This window comes from Actinopolyspora lacussalsi subsp. righensis, assembly GCF_900116555.1.
Taxonomy (GTDB): domain Bacteria; phylum Actinomycetota; class Actinomycetes; order Mycobacteriales; family Pseudonocardiaceae; genus Actinopolyspora; species Actinopolyspora lacussalsi.
This window is the reverse complement of sequence record NZ_FPAT01000001.1, coordinates 713650-731879: the sequence shown is the minus strand read 5'-3', so window position 1 is coordinate 731879 and position 18230 is coordinate 713650. Positions and strand designations below refer to the sequence as shown.

The window sequence follows — 18230 nt, the reverse complement described above, 5'->3', positions numbered from 1 at the left end:
ATGACGAACACTCGTGACGAACTCGAGACCCGCGGCCCCGCGAGCGGGCCGCCACCACTGCTGCGGTTCGTGGCCGCGAAGGTCGGCGGGGGCATGGTGAGCCTGTTCCTGGTGGCAGTGCTCGGTTTCTTCCTGTTCCGGGTGCTGCCGGGCGATCCTGCGCGCACCATGACCAGGTCCACACCGGTCAGCGCCGAACAGCTGGCTGCGCTGCGGCATCGGTTCGGCCTGGACCAGCCGTTGTACCTGCAGTTCCGCGACTTTCTGCTGAACCTGCTGCACGGCGATCTGGGGACGTCCTACATCTACAACCGCCCCGTCGCGGAACTGATCGTCGAACGGATCGGTCCCACCGTGCTGCTGGTGGGCACCGCCACCGTGCTGGCGGTGCTGGTCGGGCTCTGGATGGGAACCCGTGCCGCCTGGCGGCAGGGCGGTGCGGTGGACCGGTGGTTCACCTCGGTGGGGTTGACGTTGTGGTCGGTACCCACCTTCTGGCTCGGACTGTTGCTGCTGATGGCCTTCGGGGTCGGCGTCGGTCCGCTTCCCGGGTTGTTTCCCGTGGCCGGCATGTCCTCTCCCGACGTTCCGGCGGGCCTGGTCGCCCGGGTGCTGGACGTGGCCCACCACCTGGTGCTGCCGTGCGTGACGCTCGTGGCGGTGATCTACGCGCAGTTCATGATGGTCATGCGCACCTCGCTGCTCGAGGAGATGGGGGCCGAGTACCTGACCACCGCCCGCGCCAAGGGGCTGCGCGAGGATCTGGTGCGGCGCAGGCACGCCGTGCCGAACGCCCTGCTTCCCACCGTGACGCTGATCTTTCTGCACCTCGGGCTGGTGGTTGCCGGGGCGATCACTGTGGAGACCGTCTTCTCCTGGCCCGGACTCGGGTTGCTGACCTACGAGGCGCTGCGGGTGCCCGATCTGCCGTTGTTGCAGGGAACGTTCATTGTGCTGGCAGGGAGCGTGATCGTGATGAACGTGCTGGCCGAGCTGATCTACCGATTCCTCGACCCGAGGGTGCGTGACTCGTGAGCGCCCCGCCGAACCTCACCGGAGTGACGGGGCGGCGGGTAGCCGCCCTGGCCGAGGGATGGCGTGTCTACCGCGCCGATCGGGGCGGGCTGTTCGGCCTGGCCGTGCTGCTGGTGGTCGTGGGGCTGGCTCTGCTGGCGCCGGTGCTCACCCGGTCCGACGAGCTCGACGTCACCAGGGTGCGGGGGGAGCCGCTGCGACCACCGAGCGCGACGAACTGGTTGGGAACCGACGAGTCGGGGCGTTCGGTGCTGCTGCTGACCTGGTGGGGAGCCCGCATGTCGCTGCTGGTCGGGTTGTCCGCGGCGGTGCTGTCGATGGTGATCGGAACAGTGGTGGGGTTGCTGGCCGCCCACTTCGGTGGTTGGGTCTCCACCCTGCTGCTGCGGGTGACCGATTTCTTCCTGGTGCTGCCCGCGCTGGTGCTGGCCATAGCCCTGTCCACCGTGCTGTCGAGAGGCGTGTTCACCATCGTGCTCGCCATCGGGGTGACATCCTGGCCGCAGACAGCCCGACTGGTGCGGGCACAGACGCTCACGGTGGAAACGCGTCCCTACATCGAGCGAGCCAGAGCACTCGGCGGGGGGCATCGGCATCTGCTCGGAAAGCACGTGCTGCCCGCTGTGCTGCCGCTGGTGTTCGCCACCACCACGCTCACCGTGGCCAGCGCGATCATCGCCGAGTCGACGCTCTCCTTCCTCGGGCTGGGGGACCCGTCCATGATCTCGTGGGGATCGATGCTCAAGTCCGCCATGGACACCGGAGCCGTGACGGCGGGTGCCTGGTGGTACCTGCTACCGCCCGGTCTGGGCATCGCGATCGTGGTGCTGAGCTTCACGTTGTGCGGCCGTGCGCTGGAAACCGTGCTGAATCCGAAATTGCGGGGAACACGCCGATGAATCCGATACTGCGTATGGACGGGGTTTCGGTCACCTATGGCGGTTCGGCGCGGCCGCGACAGGCCGTGATCGACGCGAACCTGACGTTGGAACCCGGCGCGACGCTGGGACTGGCGGGCGAGTCCGGCTGCGGCAAGACGAGCCTCGCTCTGGCGGTGCTGCGACTGTTGCCGCGTTCGGCCGACGTCGACGGCACGATTCTGCTCGACGGTCAGGACATCGAGCGACTCACCTGGGGCGGGTTGCGCGCCGCACGGTGGGCGAGCGCCTCGGTGGTTTTCCAGGGGGCCATGCACGCGCTCAATCCGGTCCGCACGATCGCCGACCAGATAGCCGAACCGATCCGGTTGCACTCCTCCGAGCGTCTCTCGGCGGCGGTGTCGCGTGCCAGGGTGGTCGAGCTGTTGGAGCGGGTCGAGATTCCCGCTCGGCGTCGCGACGCCTATCCGCACGAGCTGTCCGGTGGACAGCGGCAGCGTGTGATGATCGCGATGGCCCTTGCCTGCGAGCCGCGCCTGATCATCGCGGACGAGCCCACGACCGCGCTGGACGTGGTGGTCCAGTCGCAGGTGCTGTCCCTGTTGCGGCGCCTGGTCGCCGAGCGCGGTATCGCGTTGTTGATGATCAGTCACGACCTCTCGGTGCTGGCGGCGAGCTGTCGGCGGCTGGCGGTGATGTATCGGGGACGGCTGGTGGAGGAAGGTCCCGCTCACAGACTCGCGAGCGCTCCGGAGCACGAGCACACCCGAGAGCTGGCGGCGGCGTTTCCCACGATCGGTGATACCGCTTCCCGCTATCCGGGGGCCGGTGAGCCCGCCGGGGCGGCCGGTTCCACCCGGCGACCGCTGCTGTCGGCCGAAGGGGTGAGCGTGGAGTTCACGGACCGCCACCGCAACCGGGTGTCGGCGGTGCGCGAGGTCGATCTGGACGTCACCGGTGACGAGATACTCGCACTGGTCGGTCAGTCCGGTTCCGGGAAGACCACGCTGGCCCGCACCCTGCTCGGACTGCGGCACCCCGATACCGGGGTGGTCCACTACGACGGGCGCCCGATTCCCACTTCCGGGCGGCGACTGCGCGACTTTCGGGGCAACGTGCAGCTGGTGCTGCAGGATCCCACGGGCGCGCTGAACCCCCGCCACACCGTTTACGAGGCGGTGGCGGAGGGACTGCGGGTGCACGGCGGAGCGACCGACGAGACGGCCCGTGTGCACGAGGCGCTGGAAGCGGCCGAGCTGCGGCCCGCCGAGGAGTTCGCCGGGCGGTTCCCGCACGAGCTGTCCGGTGGGCAACGGCAACGTGTCGTCATCGCGGGTGCGTTGGTGCTGTGCCCGCGGGTGCTGGTCGCCGACGAGCCGGTCGCCTCGTTGGACGCCACGGTGCGCGGTGAGATCCTGGCGCTGCTGCTGCGGCTGCGGCGCGAGCGAGGTGTGTCCAGCCTGGTCATCACGCACGATCTCGGGCTGGCGTGGAACATAGCCGATCGGGTGGCGGTGATGCGGGCAGGCGCGATAGTGGAGACGGGACCGGTCGAGCGGGTCCTGATCGATCCCGAGCACGAGTACACCACGGAACTGCTCGCGGCGGTTCCCTCGTTCGAACGAAGTGTTTTCTGAACGGTCGCTTCCGGCGGTCCCGATGATCGCGGTGTACCTCTCCCCGGGATGCTCGATTCCCCGGAACGCTCGACCGAAGGGCGAGCGGGTGAGCGTGTCCGTCGTGTGCTCTCAGCACAACGAGTCCACTATCGCGGGACGTTCCGGACGGTCCATCCGGACCAGTCGGTCCGCCAGCAGGTCGGGGCGGATCTCCCGCTGGTAGTCGTCGAAGGCGGGTAGCTGCCACTCGTTCTCGGCGGCGACCCGCCGCAGCAGTACCTTCTCGGACATCCACAGGTGTACCGCGAAATCCGTTTCGAGCCCGCCGCCGAGCAGGAACGGGCCGTCGACGACCACCACACCGCCCTCGGTGAGGCGCACGCGCTCCATGCGCGGGGAACGGTCCAGTTCCGCATCCCACAGCGCCGGAAGTACGAGACCGCTGCCTGCCGGCCGCAACGGCGCGAGGACCTCCCTGGTCAGGGCGCCGAAGTCGAACCAGTCGAACCGGAAGGAGTCCGGGTCCCCGCGCCCCCGCTCCAGTCGAAGCGAGGCCGGACGGACGTAGTCCCACAGGCGTACCCGCAGTACGTGCCTCCCCCGCAGTCGCAGCTGTTCGGCGAGCGAATCGGCCAGCTCATTCGTACCGGTGAGGGGATGTCCGTCGAGTGCCACCCTGCACCACGGTTGTCCGGTGCCCTCGTGCAGCACCTCGCTCAGCTCGACGGCCAACAGCTCCCGACTGGTGGAACGTACCCGCATCCCTCGTACCGCCGCCCCTCGCGAGATGGCCCGTCGTGGCGGACCACGATTCAGCCGTGTCCGGTCGCGCCGAATGTGAGAGTGCCCGCCTCGGCGTCGAGCTCGGCGGCCACCCCGAGCGGCACCGTGAGCTGGCCGTCGCAGTGACCGAATCCCAGTTCCCACAACACCGGTACCCCGAGATCACCCAGGATGTCGAGCAGCGTCGCACGTACGCCCTCGAGTGGCCCGCAGTCCTGCCAGGAACCCAACACCACCCCGGTGGCCGTCTCGAACCACCCCGCCCGTTTCAGCTGGGTGAGGTACCGGTCCAGCTGGTAGGGCTGCTCGGTCACGTCCTCCAGCAGCGCCAGACCGGGATTCGGTGGTTCGGGCAGCTCCCCGGAGCCGAGCAGCCCGGCCAGCACGCTCAGGTTGCCGCCGTGGGTGATCCCCGCCGCGCGCCCACTCCGCAGCGCGGCCGAGTGCGGGCTGCTCAGGCGCGTCCCCGTCGGTTCGAACAGGGCGCGACGCAGGTGCTCGCGGGCGGTGACGTCCTCGGTGAAGGCTTTCGTGGCGATCATCGGCCCGAACAGGCCGGCCAGTCCCAGCCGTCGGCCGATCGCTTCGTGCAGTGCCGTCGTGTCGCTGGAGCCCACCAGAAGCTTGCCCGGGGCCCGTTCCATGGCTCGCCAGTCGAGCCGTGGCAGGATCCGCACACTGCCGTAGCCACCGCGTGCGCACAACACCGCGCTGACCTCGGGGTCGCACCACGCTCGTTCCAGGTCCGCTGCCCGATCGGCGTCCGAACCGGCCAGGTAGGCCAGCCGGGGATGCCGATCCCTCACGTGATCGCCGACTCTGACCCGCAGCCCCCACGATTCGAGCAGCCCGACACCGGTTCGCAGTTGCTCCTCCGGCACGGGGCCCGCGGGGGCGACCACCGCGACCGTGTCCCCCACGCGGAGCGGGGGAGGAATGGTGCGTGCTGCTGTGATCGTCGGCATGACCTCATGGTGCACCGCTCGGGGCGTGCCGAAGCGCGCACGGCAGTGGTCACTTTCGGTTCCGGTTTTGCTACGTTTGGTGACAGGTTCCTCTCGGGAGTGTGTCCGAGTTCCGTTCGGTTCGTGGCGGTGCGGAACGGTGACTGTTGTTCGCGGGTGGCGAACATCGTCCCGGTGGGGTGGTCGCGGGCCGATCCGCCCGGAGGGTGAGATCGACATCGACGCTGCCAGGGACGATCCCCTTTCGTGCGCGAGGGGAAGGGGCTGCATGATCAGCAGCGCTGTGACTTAGTGTCGAGGGTGTCATGGCTCGTGTCATCCACGTATTCCGTCAGCCCGACCGTTTCATCGTGGGAACGGTCGGTGAGCCCGGCGATCGCACCTTCTATCTGCAGGCCACCGAGGACTTGCGGACGGTGAGCGTTCAACTGGAAAAACAGCAGGTCTCGGTGCTGACAGAACGCATCGACGCCCTGCTGGAAGAAGTGCAGCGCCGGTTCGACACCGAACTGCCCTCCGAACCACCGGACGAACTGGTCGACTCCGGTCCGTTGGAGGTGCCGGTAGAGGAGGAGTTCCGGGTCGGCACCATGGGGCTCGGTTGGGATGCCGAGACCGAGGCGGTCGTCGTGGAACTGCTCGCGGTCACCGAGGAGGAGGTCGACGAGTCCGTCGTGCTCGACGACACCGACGAAGGACCGGACGCGGTTCGGGTGTTCCTCAGCGCGGCGCACGCGCGCGCCTTCGCGGAGCGCGCGCAGCGAGTGATCGAGGCGGGCCGGAAACCGTGCCCGCTCTGCTCGGAGCCGCTCGATCCGGAGGGCCACATCTGCCCACGGCAGAACGGTTACCGCCGTTCGGAAGAGGAGTAGCGGCTCGTGCTCGCCGACGACGTCGCTGTCGAGCTGTTGCGCGAGGGGAGTCTGGAGGTCCGGGGACGTCTCGTCGAGGCCTCCAACGCCACCCTGCTGTGCACGGTGGAGAACGACGGGTTGCGGGCCGATTGCGTCTACAAGCCGGTGCGTGGTGAACGGCCGCTGTGGGACTTTCCGGACGGCACACTGGCCGGTCGTGAGGTCGCCGCCTATCTGCTTTCCGAAGCGCTCGGATGGCATCTGGTGCCGCCGACACTGTTACGGAACGGCCCCCACGGTCCGGGCATGGTGCAACTGTGGGTGGACACCGAGCAGGACTCCGAACTGGTCGACATCCGCACTCCCGAGGACGTGCCCTCGAACTGGCTGACCGTGCTGCACGCGCGGGACGATCAGGGGGAGCCGGTTGTGCTCGCCCACTCCGACCACGACGAGCTGCGTAAGCTGACCCTGTTCGACGTGGTGCTCAACAACGCGGACCGCAAGGGCGGTCACGTGTTGTGTACCTCGCGGGGGCGGGTGCTCGGGATCGATCACGGTGTGAGTCTCAACGCCGATGACAAGCTGCGCACCGTGTTGTGGGGTTGGCTCGGGCAAGCCCTCCACGGGACGGAGGTCCGCTCCCTGGAACGGTTGCGCGCTGAGCTGGACGGCGAGTTCGCCGCCGGATTGGTCGAGCACATAACCCCGAAGGAAGTTCAGGCCCTGCGGGACCGGATCGACCGGTTGCTGCGGGGCGGGGTGTTCCCGGCGCCCTCCGGCGAGTGGCCCGCCATACCCTGGCCCCCCTTCTGATGTGAACCTTTTTCCGCTCGGTTGTCCAGGGCATTGGGTTGGCGGAACCTCTGGCACGGCTCTCGCTGCGGGTGCCCCGACATCGGGTAGCGACCACACAACGTCGGGGCCGTCCTCGCGAGAGCCGCACCGGAGAACCCGCGACGGTGCGGGTTGCGTGGGTGGTGGGAGTGCGGCCCTGTGCTGCCTCACCGCCCGGCGATTTCGCGAGAAATCGACGCCGGAGACTCCGGGGCGGGAAAGCTCCGGCCCGTCACGGGTCACTCAACCGTGGCGGCTAGGGTCGGACACATGCAACCCTGGTCATCGGTTTCCGTGCCCAGCCTGCCCGGTACTGCGCATCCGTTGCGACTGTTCGATACCGCCACCGGCGAAGTAAGACCGGTCGGTACCGGTTCTGGGGTGCGGATGTACGTCTGCGGCATCACTCCCTACGATGCGACCCACCTCGGTCACGCCGCCACATACATCGCCTACGACCTGGTGCACCGCATCTGGTTGGACAACGGCAGCGATGTGCACTACGTGCAGAACGTCACAGACATCGACGATCCGCTGCTGGAGCGTGCCACGCACGACAACGAGGACTGGGTCGTGCTCGGGATGCGCGAGACCGCGCTGTTCCGCGAGGACATGGCCGCCCTGCGCGTACTGCCACCGCGGGACTTCGTCGGAGCGGTGGAGTCGATCCCGGAGATCGAGCAAGCCGTGACCAAACTGCTTTCCTCCGGTGCGGCCTACCGGGTCGACGACGAGTTTCCGGATGTCTACTTCCGGCACGACGCCACCGGTAAGCTCGGGTACGAGTCCCGTTACAGCAGAGCCGAGATGACGGAGGTGTTCCCGGACAGAGGTGGCGATCCGGATCGTCCGGGCAAGGAGCACCAGCTCGACGCCCTGCTGTGGCGCATGGCTCGCCCGGACGAACCCTCCTGGGACTCCGAGCTCGGTGCGGGTCGTCCCGGCTGGCACCTGGAGTGCTCGGTGATCGCGTTGAACAGGCTCGGGATCGGGTTCGACCTGCAGGGCGGCGGTTCGGACCTGGCCTTTCCGCACCACGAGTTCAGCGCCGCGCACGCGGAAGCGCTGACCGGGCAACACCCCTTCGCGGGCCACTACTCGCACGCCGGGATGGTGGGACTGGACGGGCAGAAGATGTCCAAGTCCAAGGGCAACCTCGTGTTCGTCTCCCGGCTGCGTGGCGATCGAGTGGATCCGATGGCCATCAGGTTGGCGTTGTTGAGCGGTCACTACCGTGCCGATCGTTCGTGGAACGCCGATCTGCTCACCACCGGTGCCGCGAGGCTCTCCCGCTGGAAGCAGGCGGTGGAGCTGTCGGAGGGGCCCGCCGCCGACTCGACTCTCGACCGGTTGCGGGAGCGGCTCAGCGACGACCTCGACACCGAAGGGGCGCTGCGAGCCGTGGACGCCTGGGTCGACGAGGCGCTGTACGAGGGGGGCGAGGACACGACCGCACCCTCGACGATTCGCCGCGCGGTGGACGCCCTGCTCGGCGTGGCCCTGTAACCCCCGCCGTCCTCGGAACCGGGGAACGGAAGCACGTTCGGCGCCCCCGCCGCAGGGGCGCCACTTCCGGTTCGGAAATCCCGTCGGTCGCGGTGGCAGGATCGGATATCCCGAGTGGCGGATTTTCGTGGCCGGGACGGCATTCTCCGTTTCCGGAGGCAATAGGAACCCCGCGCGCCGTGAACCCTTCCGGCGATTCTCGCGGTATTCCGCGGTTGTCGACTTCGGCCTGTGCGACACGTTTCCGAGAGTTTCCTCGGCCTCGCCCCCGCTGCCCTGTACTGCGACGATACCGCGTGTCGTGGTGGGGGCGCGCGATGTTTTCGCCGCTCACGCCGGTGCTTCTCCCTACGGGCCGGGTCGGGCCGGGCGAAGAGATGGTGGTCGCGACATTCGACTCGGGTTTTTGTTCCGGTGAGCTGGGAAAATGCTCTCGACGGTCGAATTTTCGGTAATATGCGACAACCACCGGCCACCCCGACCGGCCAATAGGAACACAACGTAGACTTCCGCCGACCGATCTGATTGGATCTCGTGACACGAGTCCGCACGAAGCCCGGATCGGTAATAGGTGCTTTGGTTGCGAGGTGGGATGGTGAGTCGGGTATGGGAGATGCTCGAACGCTCGCGCAGATCGTTACGGGACGGTGCGGCGAGACAGCGGTTGGAGGGATCGACCAGACAACTGTTGCAGCGTTCACGGGACACCGTGGCGCAGATTATCGGTCCTTCGCCTTCGCGTGAGCCGAGTTCACAGGATGTGTTGGCAGGGGTCTGCTCCAGTGTCGCCCTGCGTGATCTGAACCTTGTGGACTCACTGCTCGAACAACTGGAACAGATGGAGTCCGAAGAGGACGACCCGGAGTCGTTGGATCGCCTCTATCGGCTCGACCACCTGGCCACCCGGCTGCGGCGCAACGGTGAGAACCTCCGTGTGCTGGCCGGGCGGGACGCCGGTGGTGCTAAGCCGGAGACGGCTTCACTGGTCGACGTGATCCGTGCGGGTATGTCCTCCATCGAGCACTACAACAGGGTGGAACTCGGCAGGGTGACCGAACTCGGCGTGGTCGGGTTCGCCGCGGACGACGTCAGCAGGCTGCTGGCGGAACTGCTGGACAATGCCACGGCGCATTCCCCGCCGAATTCGTCCGTGACCATCAGCGCGCATCTGACCGAACAGGGCAGCATGATGGTGCGTGTCGAGGACGCCGGTATCGGCCTCCCCGCGGCGAGGCTCTCCGCGCTCAACGAACGGCTCGCGAGTGCCCCGGTGCTCGATCGCAACGCGGTGCGCCACATGGGGCTGGCCGTGGTGCGCAGAATCTCTGGCAAACACGGTATTCGGGTCTGGTTGGCGCGTCGTGCGCCACACGGAACGACCGCCTCGGTGCTGCTGCCGCACTCCCTGGTGCACGAGAACGCGGCTCCCAACGGGGGCGTGTCACGACAGGTTCCGGTGTCCGAGGAACCGGCGATCCCGAACATGCGTTCCGCGCGGGCGACCACGGAACCCTGGGCGAACGCGGCCGCCGAAACCCCGTCGGAAACCCCGTCCGAAACCACGGAGGCCGGTGTGGATACTCCCGCGGTGGCGGCCGAGCCCGTTTGGCCCTCCGAGGAGCAGGCCGCGGCGCAGCAGGACCAGTCGCAGCCCGCCACCACGGCCAACGGGTTACCACGCAGGGTTTCGCAGAGTCTGAAGGGATCCTCCGGCGGGAGCAGCGGCTCCGCCGTGCCCGCGCCGGAACCCCACTCCGACGACACGGAACGCGACATCCGCGAGAGCCATCAGCAGTTGCTCGCGGACCTGGGAGATTTCGCCGAGGGCGAGTTGGAAGCCAGGCAGCACAACGAAAACGACGATGCCGAGAGGCCACAGCAGTGACGGCTGCAGAAAACAATGCCCAGTCCGCGAATTTCGACTGGCTGGTCGACGATTTCGTGCACCGGGTGCACGGCGCCACCCACGCGTTGATTCTGTCGGCGGATGGCTTGCCACTGGCTGCTTCCTCATCGGTCACCTCCGATGAGTCCGAGCAGCTCGCGGCGATCTCCAGCGGCATGCTCAGCCTGGCGCACCACGGTTCCTCGTTGTTCGAGAAGGGTGATTGCGAACAGATCATTCTCCGGCTGCGGCACGGATACTTTCTGTTCATGGGTATCGGTTCCGGCGCCGGACTCGCCGTACTGACCTCGGCCGAGGCGCAGATGCGCGTAGTCGCCTACGAGATGACCCAGTTCGTGGAAAACACCGGGCACGCGTTGACACCGGAGGTCCGTGCCGACTTAAGGCGCGTCGTAACAGCGCGAAGGCCGCGTGACTGATCGGTTAAAGGAAGACCCATGGTCACACACTCACAGAACCAGCGGGAAAGCCGCAGTAGCCGGGTGCGGCCCTACGCGCTCACGCACGGACGGACCCGAACCCGGCACCAGCTTCTCGTGGAGACGATGGTTTCGGTGTCGGATTACGACACCGAACTCGCCGAAAAGCTGCTTCCGGAATCCCGGTCGGTTTACGAGCACGCCCGACGGCCGATATCGCTGGCCGAACTCTCCGCCTCGCTGAACATCCCGCTCGGGGTGATACGAGTGCTGGTCAGCGACTTGGCGACGGAAGGGGCGATCGTCATTCATCCCACCGGACAGGCTTACAGTTACGATCACAATATCCTCGAGAGGATTCTCGATGGCCTCAACAAGCTCTCCGCGTGACCACTCCGAGCTGATGCTCTCGGCGAAGATCGTGGTCGCGGGTGGATTCGGAGTCGGCAAGACCACATTCGTATCGTCGGTGTCCGAGGTCGCTCCCCTGAACACCGAGGCGTGGATGACCGAGGCCAGCGAAGGCGTGGACGATCTAGATCCCGCCGGGGAGAAGACGACCACCACCGTGGCGATGGATTTCGGGCGTATCCAGCTGCACCCGGACCTGATGCTCTACCTGTTCGGGACCCCCGGACAGTCCCGTTTCTGGTTCCTCTGGGACGACCTGGCCAGAGGCGCGCTGGGCGCGGTCGTGCTGGTCGACACCAGACGGATAGCGGAGTCGTTCGCCGCGATCAACTACTTCGAGCACGACTCGGACATCCCGTTCGTAGTGGCCGTCAACCTCTTCGAGGGAACGTTGACCCACGAGCTGGAGGAGATCCGCGAAGCACTCGCGATCGCTCCGGACGTCCCATTGATCACCTGCGACGCACGTGATTCATTGTCCACTGTAGATGCTTTACGGACGCTGGTTACCCACACGATGCGGTTGAACGTGACGCACGGCGCCGCGTGACTCGTCGCCGTGTCCCGCGGGGACCGGTGTCGTAGTGGAGGGGTCTCGTCGGGTGAAAGGAAGGGTGCGATGCGCAAGATCCTCATAGTCGGAGCCGGCCAGGCCGGGTTGCAGACCGGTCTGTGCCTGCTGGAACACGGCTATGACGTCACGATCATGTCCGCGCGAACGCCGGAGGAGATCCGTGGTGGTCGTGTCATGTCGACACAGGCCATGTTCCACACCGCGTTACAGCACGAACGGGACTACAAGCTCAACCTGTGGGAGGGACGCGCACCGCGGATCCAGGGATTGGGTGTCTCCATCGCGGCCGAGGACGGCACCAGGGCGCTGGACTGGGTCGGCATGCTGGACGACTACGGGCAGTCGGTCGACCAGCGGGTCAAGATGGCAGGTTGGTTGGAGCTGTTCGAGGACAACGGCGGCAAGGTCATCTTCCACGGGGTGACGACCTCGGATCTGGACTCGCTGACCAGGCACTACGAACTGGTGCTCGTCGCGGCGGGCAAGGGCGAACTCGTCCAGCTGTTCGGACGCGATCCCGACCGCTCGCCCTACAACACCCCGCAGCGAGTGCTGTCGGTCAGCTATGTCCACGGTGCGGATCGTCGGCCGGAGCACCCGGACATGGACGCGGTGCGGTTCAACGTGGTCCCCGGCGTGGGCGAGCTGTTCGTCATTCCCGGCCTGACATTGAGCGGGCCGTGTGAGATCCCGTTCTTCGAGGGCATACCGGGTGGCCCCTTGGACTGTTGGTCGGACAGGCCCGCCCCGGGCGAGCACTGGAAGCGCATGCTGGAGCTGATGCGGCAGTACGTCCCGTGGGAGTACGAGCGCTTCAAGCACGCCGAGCTCACCGATTCGCAGGCGACCCTTTCCGGAGGTTACGCACCGGTGGTGCGTAACCCCGTGGGCGAACTGCCGTCGGGAGGCGTCGTTCTCGGTATGGCCGACGTCGTGGTGGCCAACGATCCCATCACCGGTCAGGGCTCCAACAACGCGAGCAAGTGCGCCGCCTCCTACCTCGAGAGCATCCTGGAGCGGGGCGGCGAACCGTTCGACAGCGACTGGATGCGGCGAACCTTCGAACGCTACTGGTCCGTGGTCGAACCGGCCACCACCTGGACCAACGCGATGTTGCAGCCCCCGCCGGCGCATGTGCTCGACATCTTCTCCCGTGCCGAGCGCAACGCGACCATCCGCAAGCGCTTCGTCAACGGCTTCGACGATCCGGCCGATTTCGGCAACTGGTTCCTCGATCCGGAACTGGCCGAGCAGTACCTGCGTGAGGTCGACGGCTGAGCGGTCCCGCTCCCGACGCGACGGCTCGGCCGGGCCCCACCCGGCCGAGCCACACGGGGCCCGTTCCGACTACGGGTTCTTGCTCGGTCCGGCGGGACCCTTACCGCGTCCTCCACCTTCCCCGGGGCCACCGGGGCCCCTGCGGCGCAGGTAGCGCTCGAACTCCGCCGCGATCGTCTCACCGCTGGTCTCACTCAGCGTGTTCTCGGCGTCGCCACGTTCCTCCAGGGCCCGCACGTAGTTGCGAACGTCCTCGTCCTCCTCGGCCATCTCGCTGACGGTGTTCTCCCACTCCTCCGCCTGCTCGGGCAGATTGTTGAGCGGGACCTCCAGGTCCAGCGCCTCCTCCACGCGGTGCAGCAGCGCCAGGGTGGCCTTCGGCGAGGGTGGTTGCGAAACGTAGTGCGGAACCGCGGCCCAGAACGAGATAGCCGGGATACCGGCCTGTACGCAGGCGTCCTGGAAGATGCCGAGGATGCCGGTGGGGCCCTCGTAGCGGGAACGTTCCAAGCCGAACCGGCTCGCCGACTCGGAGTCGTAGGCGCTGCCGGTCACCGGGATCGGCCGGGTGTGCGGGGCGTCGGCCAGCAGTGCCCCGAGGCTGACCACGGTGCTGGCGCCCGCCTGCTCGATGTGGGACAGCAGTTCGGAACAGAACGCGTTCCAACGCATGTTCGGTTCGATGCCGTGTATCAACACCACGTCCCTGCTGCAACCGGGTGGACGGCACACCGAGAGTCTCGTGGTCGGCCAGGAGACTTCTCGCGTCACACCGTCGACCAGTTTGACGGTGGGCCGGGACACCTGAAAGTCGTAGTAGGGATCCGGATCGATCTCCGTCCAGCTGGTAGCGTCCCAGGTGAGCTGGAGGTGTTCCACGGCTGTACTGGCGGCGTCGCCGCCGTCGTTCCAGCCCTCGAAAGCACAGATTATGATGCTGTTCTCGAGGGTGAAACCGGCAGGTGGGGCAGGTACGGACACATGGCGAGGGTACTACCCACCTCGTGCGCTGTCGGAGATGATGGATGCCGAGTGCTGTACCCGCTCGGTAACCGCCCTCGTGGCTGTGCTCACATCGCGTACTGCGCACCGTGAACGAGCCAGTAAGCTGGACGCATGTGCAACGATCTTCGACGGTCGTCCTGCCCGGGCCGTCCCGGAGCCTGGTCCCGGGAACGGGCGGGAGGTCCGCTTCGATGACCGAAACCGATCCTCGCGCCGCCGAGTCCCAGCGGTCCGCTGTTCCGGAGTTCCCCGCCGCCGTGCTCTTCGACATGGACGGCACCCTGGTCGACTCCGAGAAGCTCTGGACGGTCGCCATGGACGACTACGCGGCGACCAACGGCGCCGAGATCAGCGATGCCGCGCGTGCGCGCATGGTCGGCTCCAACATGTCCCGCAGCATGCGGTTGCTGCTCACCGACATCGGCATGTCCACCGGCCCGGCCGACATCGAGGCGGCGGGGCAACAGGTGATCGAGCGGATGGCCGAGATGCTCGCCAACGATCTCACCTGGCGTCCCGGCGCCGAACAGGCACTGCGTCGGGTCAGTACCGACGGTGTTCCGGTCGCGCTGGTGACCTCCACCATCCGGTCGCTGACCGACATCGCGCTGCGAACCATCGGTGCCGAGATGTTCGACGCCACCGTCTGCGGTGACGAGGTGGACGGCTGCAACAAGCCCGATCCGGAGCCCTATCTGCGCGCGTGTCGCGAGCTGGGCGTCGACCCGGCGGACTGCGTCGCGATCGAGGATTCCCCCACCGGGGTGAGTTCTGCCGTGTCGGCGGGTTGCGCGGTGCTCGGAGTGAGCTGCGAGGTCCCGCTGGAGCCCGAACTCGGGTGCACCATCCGGGACTCCCTGGAAGGGCTCGACACCGCTGAACTCGGTACGTTGCTGCGTCGCGGCTGAGCTCGCCGCGTCCGGCACGCCGGGCGGTGTTCGGCCGAGCGTGGCGGGATGCAAGGATCACCGGTCGTGAAGACCTTCGACGAGCTGTTCAGTCAGCTTCAGCAGCGTGCGCACAGCCGGCCCGAGGGATCCGCCACGGTTGCCGCCCTCGACGCGGGGATCCACTCGCAGGGCAAGAAAGTCCTGGAGGAGGCGGGGGAAGTCTGGTTGGCCGCCGAACACGAGTCCGACGAGCAGCTCGCCGAGGAAGCCTCCCAGCTGCTCTACCGGCTGCAGGTGATTCTGCTGGCGCGGGGCCTCTCCCCCGAGGACGTCTACCGCTATTTGTGATTCAGATTCCTCGCTTGTCGTGCCGGGATGGGTGCGTGGCGGAACCTCTCGCACGGCTCTCGCTGTGGGTGCCCCGACATCGGGTAGCGGTGCGTTCCGGTGAGGTGATCGGATCGTGATTCGAACAGCACATACAGCGCGTGTCGCGGCGGATAATGGTGTCCGGAAGACGCCAAGTACTAGCGGGAGGACCCATGGGTGTGGTCCCGGTGGACTCCGCGCCGCCGAAATGGCAGCTGTACGCGGGGATGCCCTGCTGGATCGAGTTGATAACTCCGGACCTCGAGCGGGCATGCGAATTCTACACGGCACTGTTCGGCTGGCGGTACGAACAGCGCCGGGCATCGGACGGCAGTGAGCACCTGATCGCCACGCACGACGACTTTCCCGTCGCGAGCCTGTGCGTGGCGGGGGAGGACGTGGCCGGATGGCGGTTGTTCCTGGCCACAGGGGACTGTCGAACAGCCTGCGAGCAGGCCGAGAGCAACGGTGCCACCGTGACCGTGCCGCCCGGCCATCTCAGCGGTATCGGCACCAAGGCCGTGCTCACCGATCCCTCCGGCGTCGAGTTCGGACTGCTCGAACCGGAGGACTCCTGGCAGTTCGACGTGGGCCTGCCCGCCACCCTCATGTGGGCTGAGCTGCTCACCATCAAGGCGCAGACGGCCGATCTGTTCTTCCAGGAGCTGTTCGGCTACACCGCCACGCAGTTCGGCACCGAGAACCAACTCGACTACTCGGTCTGGTACCTGGGCGAGGAGTCGGTTATGGCCCGCGTCAGCATGCTCCGTGATCACATCAACGGCGAGACCGAGCCGCACTGGTTGATCTATCTCGGTGTCGACTCGAACATCGGCACCGACGAGACGGTCCGGCGTGCCATCGCCGCGCACGGCAGGGTGCGGGCCAACCCGTACGACTCATCCCTGGGCAGAATGGCTGTGTTGCGTGATCCCACCGGGGCGAGGTTCGCGCTGGTGGATGCTTCGGAGGCGTCACGCGGCCACGGGATTCCCGGCAACTACGATCCCTACGAGGACTGAGCGGACTTTCCCGCTCGGGCGAGGAGGAGTCGCGTTCGCGGCCCCGGTCGGACTCGGCCCGGTCGGACTCGACGGGGACCTCAGAGTCGAGTGGGTAGCAGGGCCTGCGCACTTTGTCCGACGGGGCCTGCGGCGTCGTGCAGCGTGGTCCGGGTCAGTCCCGCGCCGTCCGGACCGAGTGTCATGCGCGCGTCGAGCCCCACCCACTCGCCGTGTGGTTGCCGGGCCAGGTGCACGGTGAGATCGGTGTTGGCGAACGCCCACCGCTCGAACGGCAGACTGCTCGATACGCCGCTGGCGCAGTCGGCCACGGCGAACAGTCGCTGCAACGGGGTCGGCTCCTCGCCCGCCACCAGCGGCATGCGCTGCCTCGCCCACACCTCCGCGTGGCCCGGTTCCGGTGTCGCGGTGCTCGCCGTACGCCACTCCAGTGCGTTTGCGTAGCCGCCCGACCAGCCGGCCGGTAACGGCATCGCGGGGCACTCGGCCGGATCCGTGAGCCGCCGCGCGTCGTCGCGGGCTACGTCGGCGGTGTCGGAGCGCAGCATCCGCCAGGCCCGTGCCGTGGCCGCGGTCCGTCCCGAGGCCGCTATCTCGGCGGTGACCAGCTCCACGGAGCGTCCCGGACGCGCGACCTCCGCCCGTACCGTCACCTCGTCCACCGGCACCGGCCCGAGCACGTCCACACTCACCCTGCGGACGGAGCGGCGTTCGTCGGGTTCACAGCACTCGATGCCGCGTACCAGCAGTGCCGCCACCGGCCCCAGATGCTGGGCCTTGTCCGACCACGGCCCGACGGTGTGCTCCGTGGCGCGGAAAACACCGTGGTCGAGCTGTTCGTAGAACACTTCCTCCGTCGCTGCCAACGCGGTTCCCTTCGCCGTTTCGTCATTCCGCCGTGTGATGGTTCCGCACGGCCGTTCTCGCTCGGACTGCTGTCGGAGTTCAGGCGCCGTGCTCGGCGGGGGCGGCGGTTCGCTGTTCCGGTTCCGGCCAACCGGGGTAGGGCGGAGCCGTCCCGCCGTGTGCGGGGCACAGCGGTTTGAAGTCGCAGAAGTCGCACAACCGGGACGGTGTGGGGCGGAAGTCGCCGCTGCGTCCCGCGCGCAGGATGGCCTGCCAGATGGCCTCCAGCGTCCGTTCGAACCGACGCAGCTCCGCCTCGTCGGGCGTGTAGGCCAGCGACTGTCGGTCCTTCAGATACATCAGCAGCAGCTGGCGGGGCAGCTCTCCCCGGCTTCGCCACAGCACCAGGGCGTAGAACTTCATCTGGAACAGCGCCTTGTTCTCGCCTGGCTGCCGGGGAGCGGCACCTGTCTTGTAGTCGACCAACCGCACCTCCCCGGTGGGGGCGACATCGACCCGGTCGATGAACCCCCGCAGCAGTACACCGCTGTCCAGTTCGGTTTCCACCCGCAGCTCGCACGCCTCAGGGTCGAGTCGTCGCGGGTCCTCCAGTTCGAAGTACGACTCGAGCAGCTCGCCGGTCGACTCCAACCACTCGGTCAGCTCGTGCTCGTCGGCGAACAGCTCGGCCAGTTCGGGCTGTTCGGCGCGCAGTTCCCGCCAGGCGGGCGTGAGGAGTTCGGCTGCCGTGGCACGGTCCCGCCGCGCGGCGGGCAGTTGGAACACCCGTTCCAACACCGAGTGCACCACGGTGCCGCGTGCCTGCGCCTTCGTGGGGGTTTCCGGAAGCCGGTCCACCGCGCGGAACCGGTACAGCAGCGGGCACTGTTTGAAGTCGCTCGCGCGGGACGGTGAGAGCGCCGGACGGCGTCCACCGGATCCCCCACGCGCGGAACTCGCGAGCTCGCCGCCTGTCTCGTTCCGGGCAGATTCCGCCATGACCGGCAACCCTAGTAGTGCTTCGTGGTTCCGG

At 67.4% G+C, this 18230-nt stretch carries 19 protein-coding genes; 14 read left to right on the top strand and 5 right to left on the bottom strand.

All coding sequences use genetic code 11. The features are described from left to right. The 3 genes from BM394_RS03105 to nikE are packed head-to-tail and all read left to right on the top strand — an operon-like array spanning position 1 to position 3550. Positions 1 to 1035, top strand: a complete 1035-nt coding sequence (locus tag BM394_RS03105; RefSeq protein WP_092973441.1) for an ABC transporter permease — start codon at positions 1 to 3, stop codon at positions 1033 to 1035. Beyond that, entirely contained in the window at positions 1032 to 1934 is a 903-nt protein-coding gene (locus BM394_RS03100) for an ABC transporter permease (RefSeq protein WP_207227349.1), read from the top strand. The genes BM394_RS03105 and BM394_RS03100 overlap by 4 nt, the downstream gene beginning before the upstream one ends. Then, on the top strand, positions 1931 to 3550 hold the full coding sequence (gene nikE / locus BM394_RS03095; RefSeq protein WP_092973439.1) for a nickel ABC transporter ATP-binding protein NikE: 1620 nt from the start codon (positions 1931 to 1933) through the stop codon (positions 3548 to 3550). Before BM394_RS03100 ends, nikE begins: the two co-directional genes overlap by 4 nt. 111 nt (positions 3551 to 3661) lie before the next feature. Here the strand turns inward: nikE and BM394_RS03090 are convergent, their stop codons facing one another. Both BM394_RS03090 and BM394_RS03085 read right to left on the bottom strand, forming a co-directional pair. After that, positions 3662 to 4294 carry a nucleoside/nucleotide kinase family protein gene (locus tag BM394_RS03090; RefSeq protein WP_092973437.1) on the bottom strand — a complete coding sequence of 211 codons (633 nt, stop codon included), beginning with the start codon at positions 4292 to 4294 and terminating at the stop codon, positions 3662 to 3664. Positions 4295 to 4344: 50 nt separating this feature from the next. Next, a complete protein-coding gene (locus BM394_RS03085; RefSeq protein WP_092973435.1) occupies positions 4345 to 5280 on the bottom strand; it encodes a S66 peptidase family protein in 936 nt (311 codons plus the stop codon). 305 nt (positions 5281 to 5585) lie between these two features. Between BM394_RS03085 and BM394_RS03080 the strand changes: the two genes are divergently transcribed. The 8 genes from BM394_RS03080 (at position 5586) to BM394_RS03045 (ending at position 13065) form a co-directional block, all read left to right on the top strand. Beyond that, positions 5586 to 6152 carry a DUF3090 domain-containing protein gene (locus tag BM394_RS03080; RefSeq protein WP_092927898.1) on the top strand — a complete coding sequence of 189 codons (567 nt, stop codon included), beginning with the start codon at positions 5586 to 5588 and terminating at the stop codon, positions 6150 to 6152. A gap of 6 nt (positions 6153 to 6158) precedes the next feature. Continuing rightward, positions 6159 to 6950 carry an SCO1664 family protein gene (locus tag BM394_RS03075; RefSeq protein WP_092973433.1) on the top strand — a complete coding sequence of 264 codons (792 nt, stop codon included), beginning with the start codon at positions 6159 to 6161 and terminating at the stop codon, positions 6948 to 6950. 291 nt (positions 6951 to 7241) lie between these two features. Next, positions 7242 to 8477: a cysteine--1-D-myo-inosityl 2-amino-2-deoxy-alpha-D-glucopyranoside ligase gene (mshC, locus tag BM394_RS03070; RefSeq protein WP_092973431.1), complete on the top strand. Its 1236-nt coding sequence runs from the start codon at positions 7242 to 7244 to the stop codon at positions 8475 to 8477. A gap of 592 nt (positions 8478 to 9069) precedes the next feature. Then, complete coding sequence (locus BM394_RS03065) at positions 9070 to 10362, top strand: sensor histidine kinase (RefSeq protein WP_092973429.1); 1293 nt, start codon at positions 9070 to 9072, stop codon at positions 10360 to 10362. Beyond that, positions 10359 to 10802 (top strand): roadblock/LC7 domain-containing protein, encoded by a 444-nt coding sequence (locus BM394_RS03060; protein ID WP_092973427.1) that lies wholly within the window; start codon positions 10359 to 10361, stop codon positions 10800 to 10802. The genes BM394_RS03065 and BM394_RS03060 overlap by 4 nt, the downstream gene beginning before the upstream one ends. Before the next feature lie 18 nt (positions 10803 to 10820). Beyond that, positions 10821 to 11192, top strand: coding sequence for a DUF742 domain-containing protein (locus BM394_RS03055; protein WP_092973425.1), 372 nt, complete (start codon positions 10821 to 10823; stop codon positions 11190 to 11192). Then, positions 11167 to 11763: a GTP-binding protein gene (locus tag BM394_RS03050; RefSeq protein WP_175496843.1), complete on the top strand. Its 597-nt coding sequence runs from the start codon at positions 11167 to 11169 to the stop codon at positions 11761 to 11763. Before BM394_RS03055 ends, BM394_RS03050 begins: the two co-directional genes overlap by 26 nt. A gap of 69 nt (positions 11764 to 11832) precedes the next feature. Then, on the top strand, positions 11833 to 13065 hold the full coding sequence (locus BM394_RS03045; RefSeq protein WP_092973423.1) for a styrene monooxygenase/indole monooxygenase family protein: 1233 nt from the start codon (positions 11833 to 11835) through the stop codon (positions 13063 to 13065). A 69-nt stretch (positions 13066 to 13134) separates the two neighbouring features. Here BM394_RS03045 and BM394_RS03040 read toward each other — a convergent pair whose 3' ends face one another. Then, complete coding sequence (locus BM394_RS03040; RefSeq protein WP_092973421.1) at positions 13135 to 14046, bottom strand: PAC2 family protein; 912 nt, start codon at positions 14044 to 14046, stop codon at positions 13135 to 13137. A gap of 215 nt (positions 14047 to 14261) precedes the next feature. On the opposite strand from BM394_RS03040, the gene BM394_RS03035 reads away from it, so the two are divergent. The 3 genes from BM394_RS03035 (at position 14262) to BM394_RS03025 (ending at position 16351) form a co-directional block, all read left to right on the top strand. Further along, positions 14262 to 14978 carry an HAD family hydrolase gene (locus tag BM394_RS03035; protein WP_245779932.1) on the top strand — a complete coding sequence of 239 codons (717 nt, stop codon included), beginning with the start codon at positions 14262 to 14264 and terminating at the stop codon, positions 14976 to 14978. 66 nt (positions 14979 to 15044) lie between these two features. Further along, positions 15045 to 15308 (top strand): phosphoribosyl-ATP diphosphatase, encoded by a 264-nt coding sequence (locus BM394_RS03030; RefSeq protein WP_092928048.1) that lies wholly within the window; start codon positions 15045 to 15047, stop codon positions 15306 to 15308. 194 nt (positions 15309 to 15502) lie between these two features. Next, a complete protein-coding gene (locus BM394_RS03025; protein ID WP_092973419.1) occupies positions 15503 to 16351 on the top strand; it encodes a VOC family protein in 849 nt (282 codons plus the stop codon). An 80-nt stretch (positions 16352 to 16431) separates the two neighbouring features. On the opposite strand, the gene BM394_RS03020 is transcribed toward BM394_RS03025, so the two are convergent. Continuing rightward, entirely contained in the window at positions 16432 to 17217 is a 786-nt protein-coding gene (locus BM394_RS03020; RefSeq protein ID WP_092973417.1) for a thioesterase family protein, read from the bottom strand. 79 nt (positions 17218 to 17296) lie between these two features. Then, the gene (locus BM394_RS03015; protein WP_092973736.1) at positions 17297 to 18196 is read right to left on the bottom strand and encodes a RecB family exonuclease; all 900 of its coding nucleotides are present in this window, start codon (positions 18194 to 18196) and stop codon (positions 17297 to 17299) included. Positions 18197 to 18230 lie beyond the last annotated feature (34 nt).

Coding starts and splice junctions, on each gene's coding strand:
- BM394_RS03035 (WP_245779932.1), top strand. CDS start 14,262: ATGACCGAAACCGATCCTCGCGCCGCCGAGTCCCAGCGGTCCGCTGTT.
- BM394_RS03105 (WP_092973441.1), top strand. CDS start 1: ATGACGAACACTCGTGACGAACTCGAGACCCGCGGCCCCGCGAGCGGG.
- BM394_RS03015 (WP_092973736.1), bottom strand. CDS start 18,196: ATGGCGGAATCTGCCCGGAACGAGACAGGCGGCGAGCTCGCGAGTTCC.
- BM394_RS03025 (WP_092973419.1), top strand. CDS start 15,503: ATGGGTGTGGTCCCGGTGGACTCCGCGCCGCCGAAATGGCAGCTGTAC.
- BM394_RS03055 (WP_092973425.1), top strand. CDS start 10,821: ATGGTCACACACTCACAGAACCAGCGGGAAAGCCGCAGTAGCCGGGTG.
- BM394_RS03065 (WP_092973429.1), top strand. CDS start 9,070: ATGGTGAGTCGGGTATGGGAGATGCTCGAACGCTCGCGCAGATCGTTA.
- mshC (WP_092973431.1), top strand. CDS start 7,242: ATGCAACCCTGGTCATCGGTTTCCGTGCCCAGCCTGCCCGGTACTGCG.
- BM394_RS03080 (WP_092927898.1), top strand. CDS start 5,586: ATGGCTCGTGTCATCCACGTATTCCGTCAGCCCGACCGTTTCATCGTG.
- BM394_RS03050 (WP_175496843.1), top strand. CDS start 11,167: ATGGCCTCAACAAGCTCTCCGCGTGACCACTCCGAGCTGATGCTCTCG.
- BM394_RS03085 (WP_092973435.1), bottom strand. CDS start 5,280: ATGCCGACGATCACAGCAGCACGCACCATTCCTCCCCCGCTCCGCGTG.
- nikE (WP_092973439.1), top strand. CDS start 1,931: ATGAATCCGATACTGCGTATGGACGGGGTTTCGGTCACCTATGGCGGT.
- BM394_RS03090 (WP_092973437.1), bottom strand. CDS start 4,294: ATGCGGGTACGTTCCACCAGTCGGGAGCTGTTGGCCGTCGAGCTGAGC.
- BM394_RS03045 (WP_092973423.1), top strand. CDS start 11,833: ATGCGCAAGATCCTCATAGTCGGAGCCGGCCAGGCCGGGTTGCAGACC.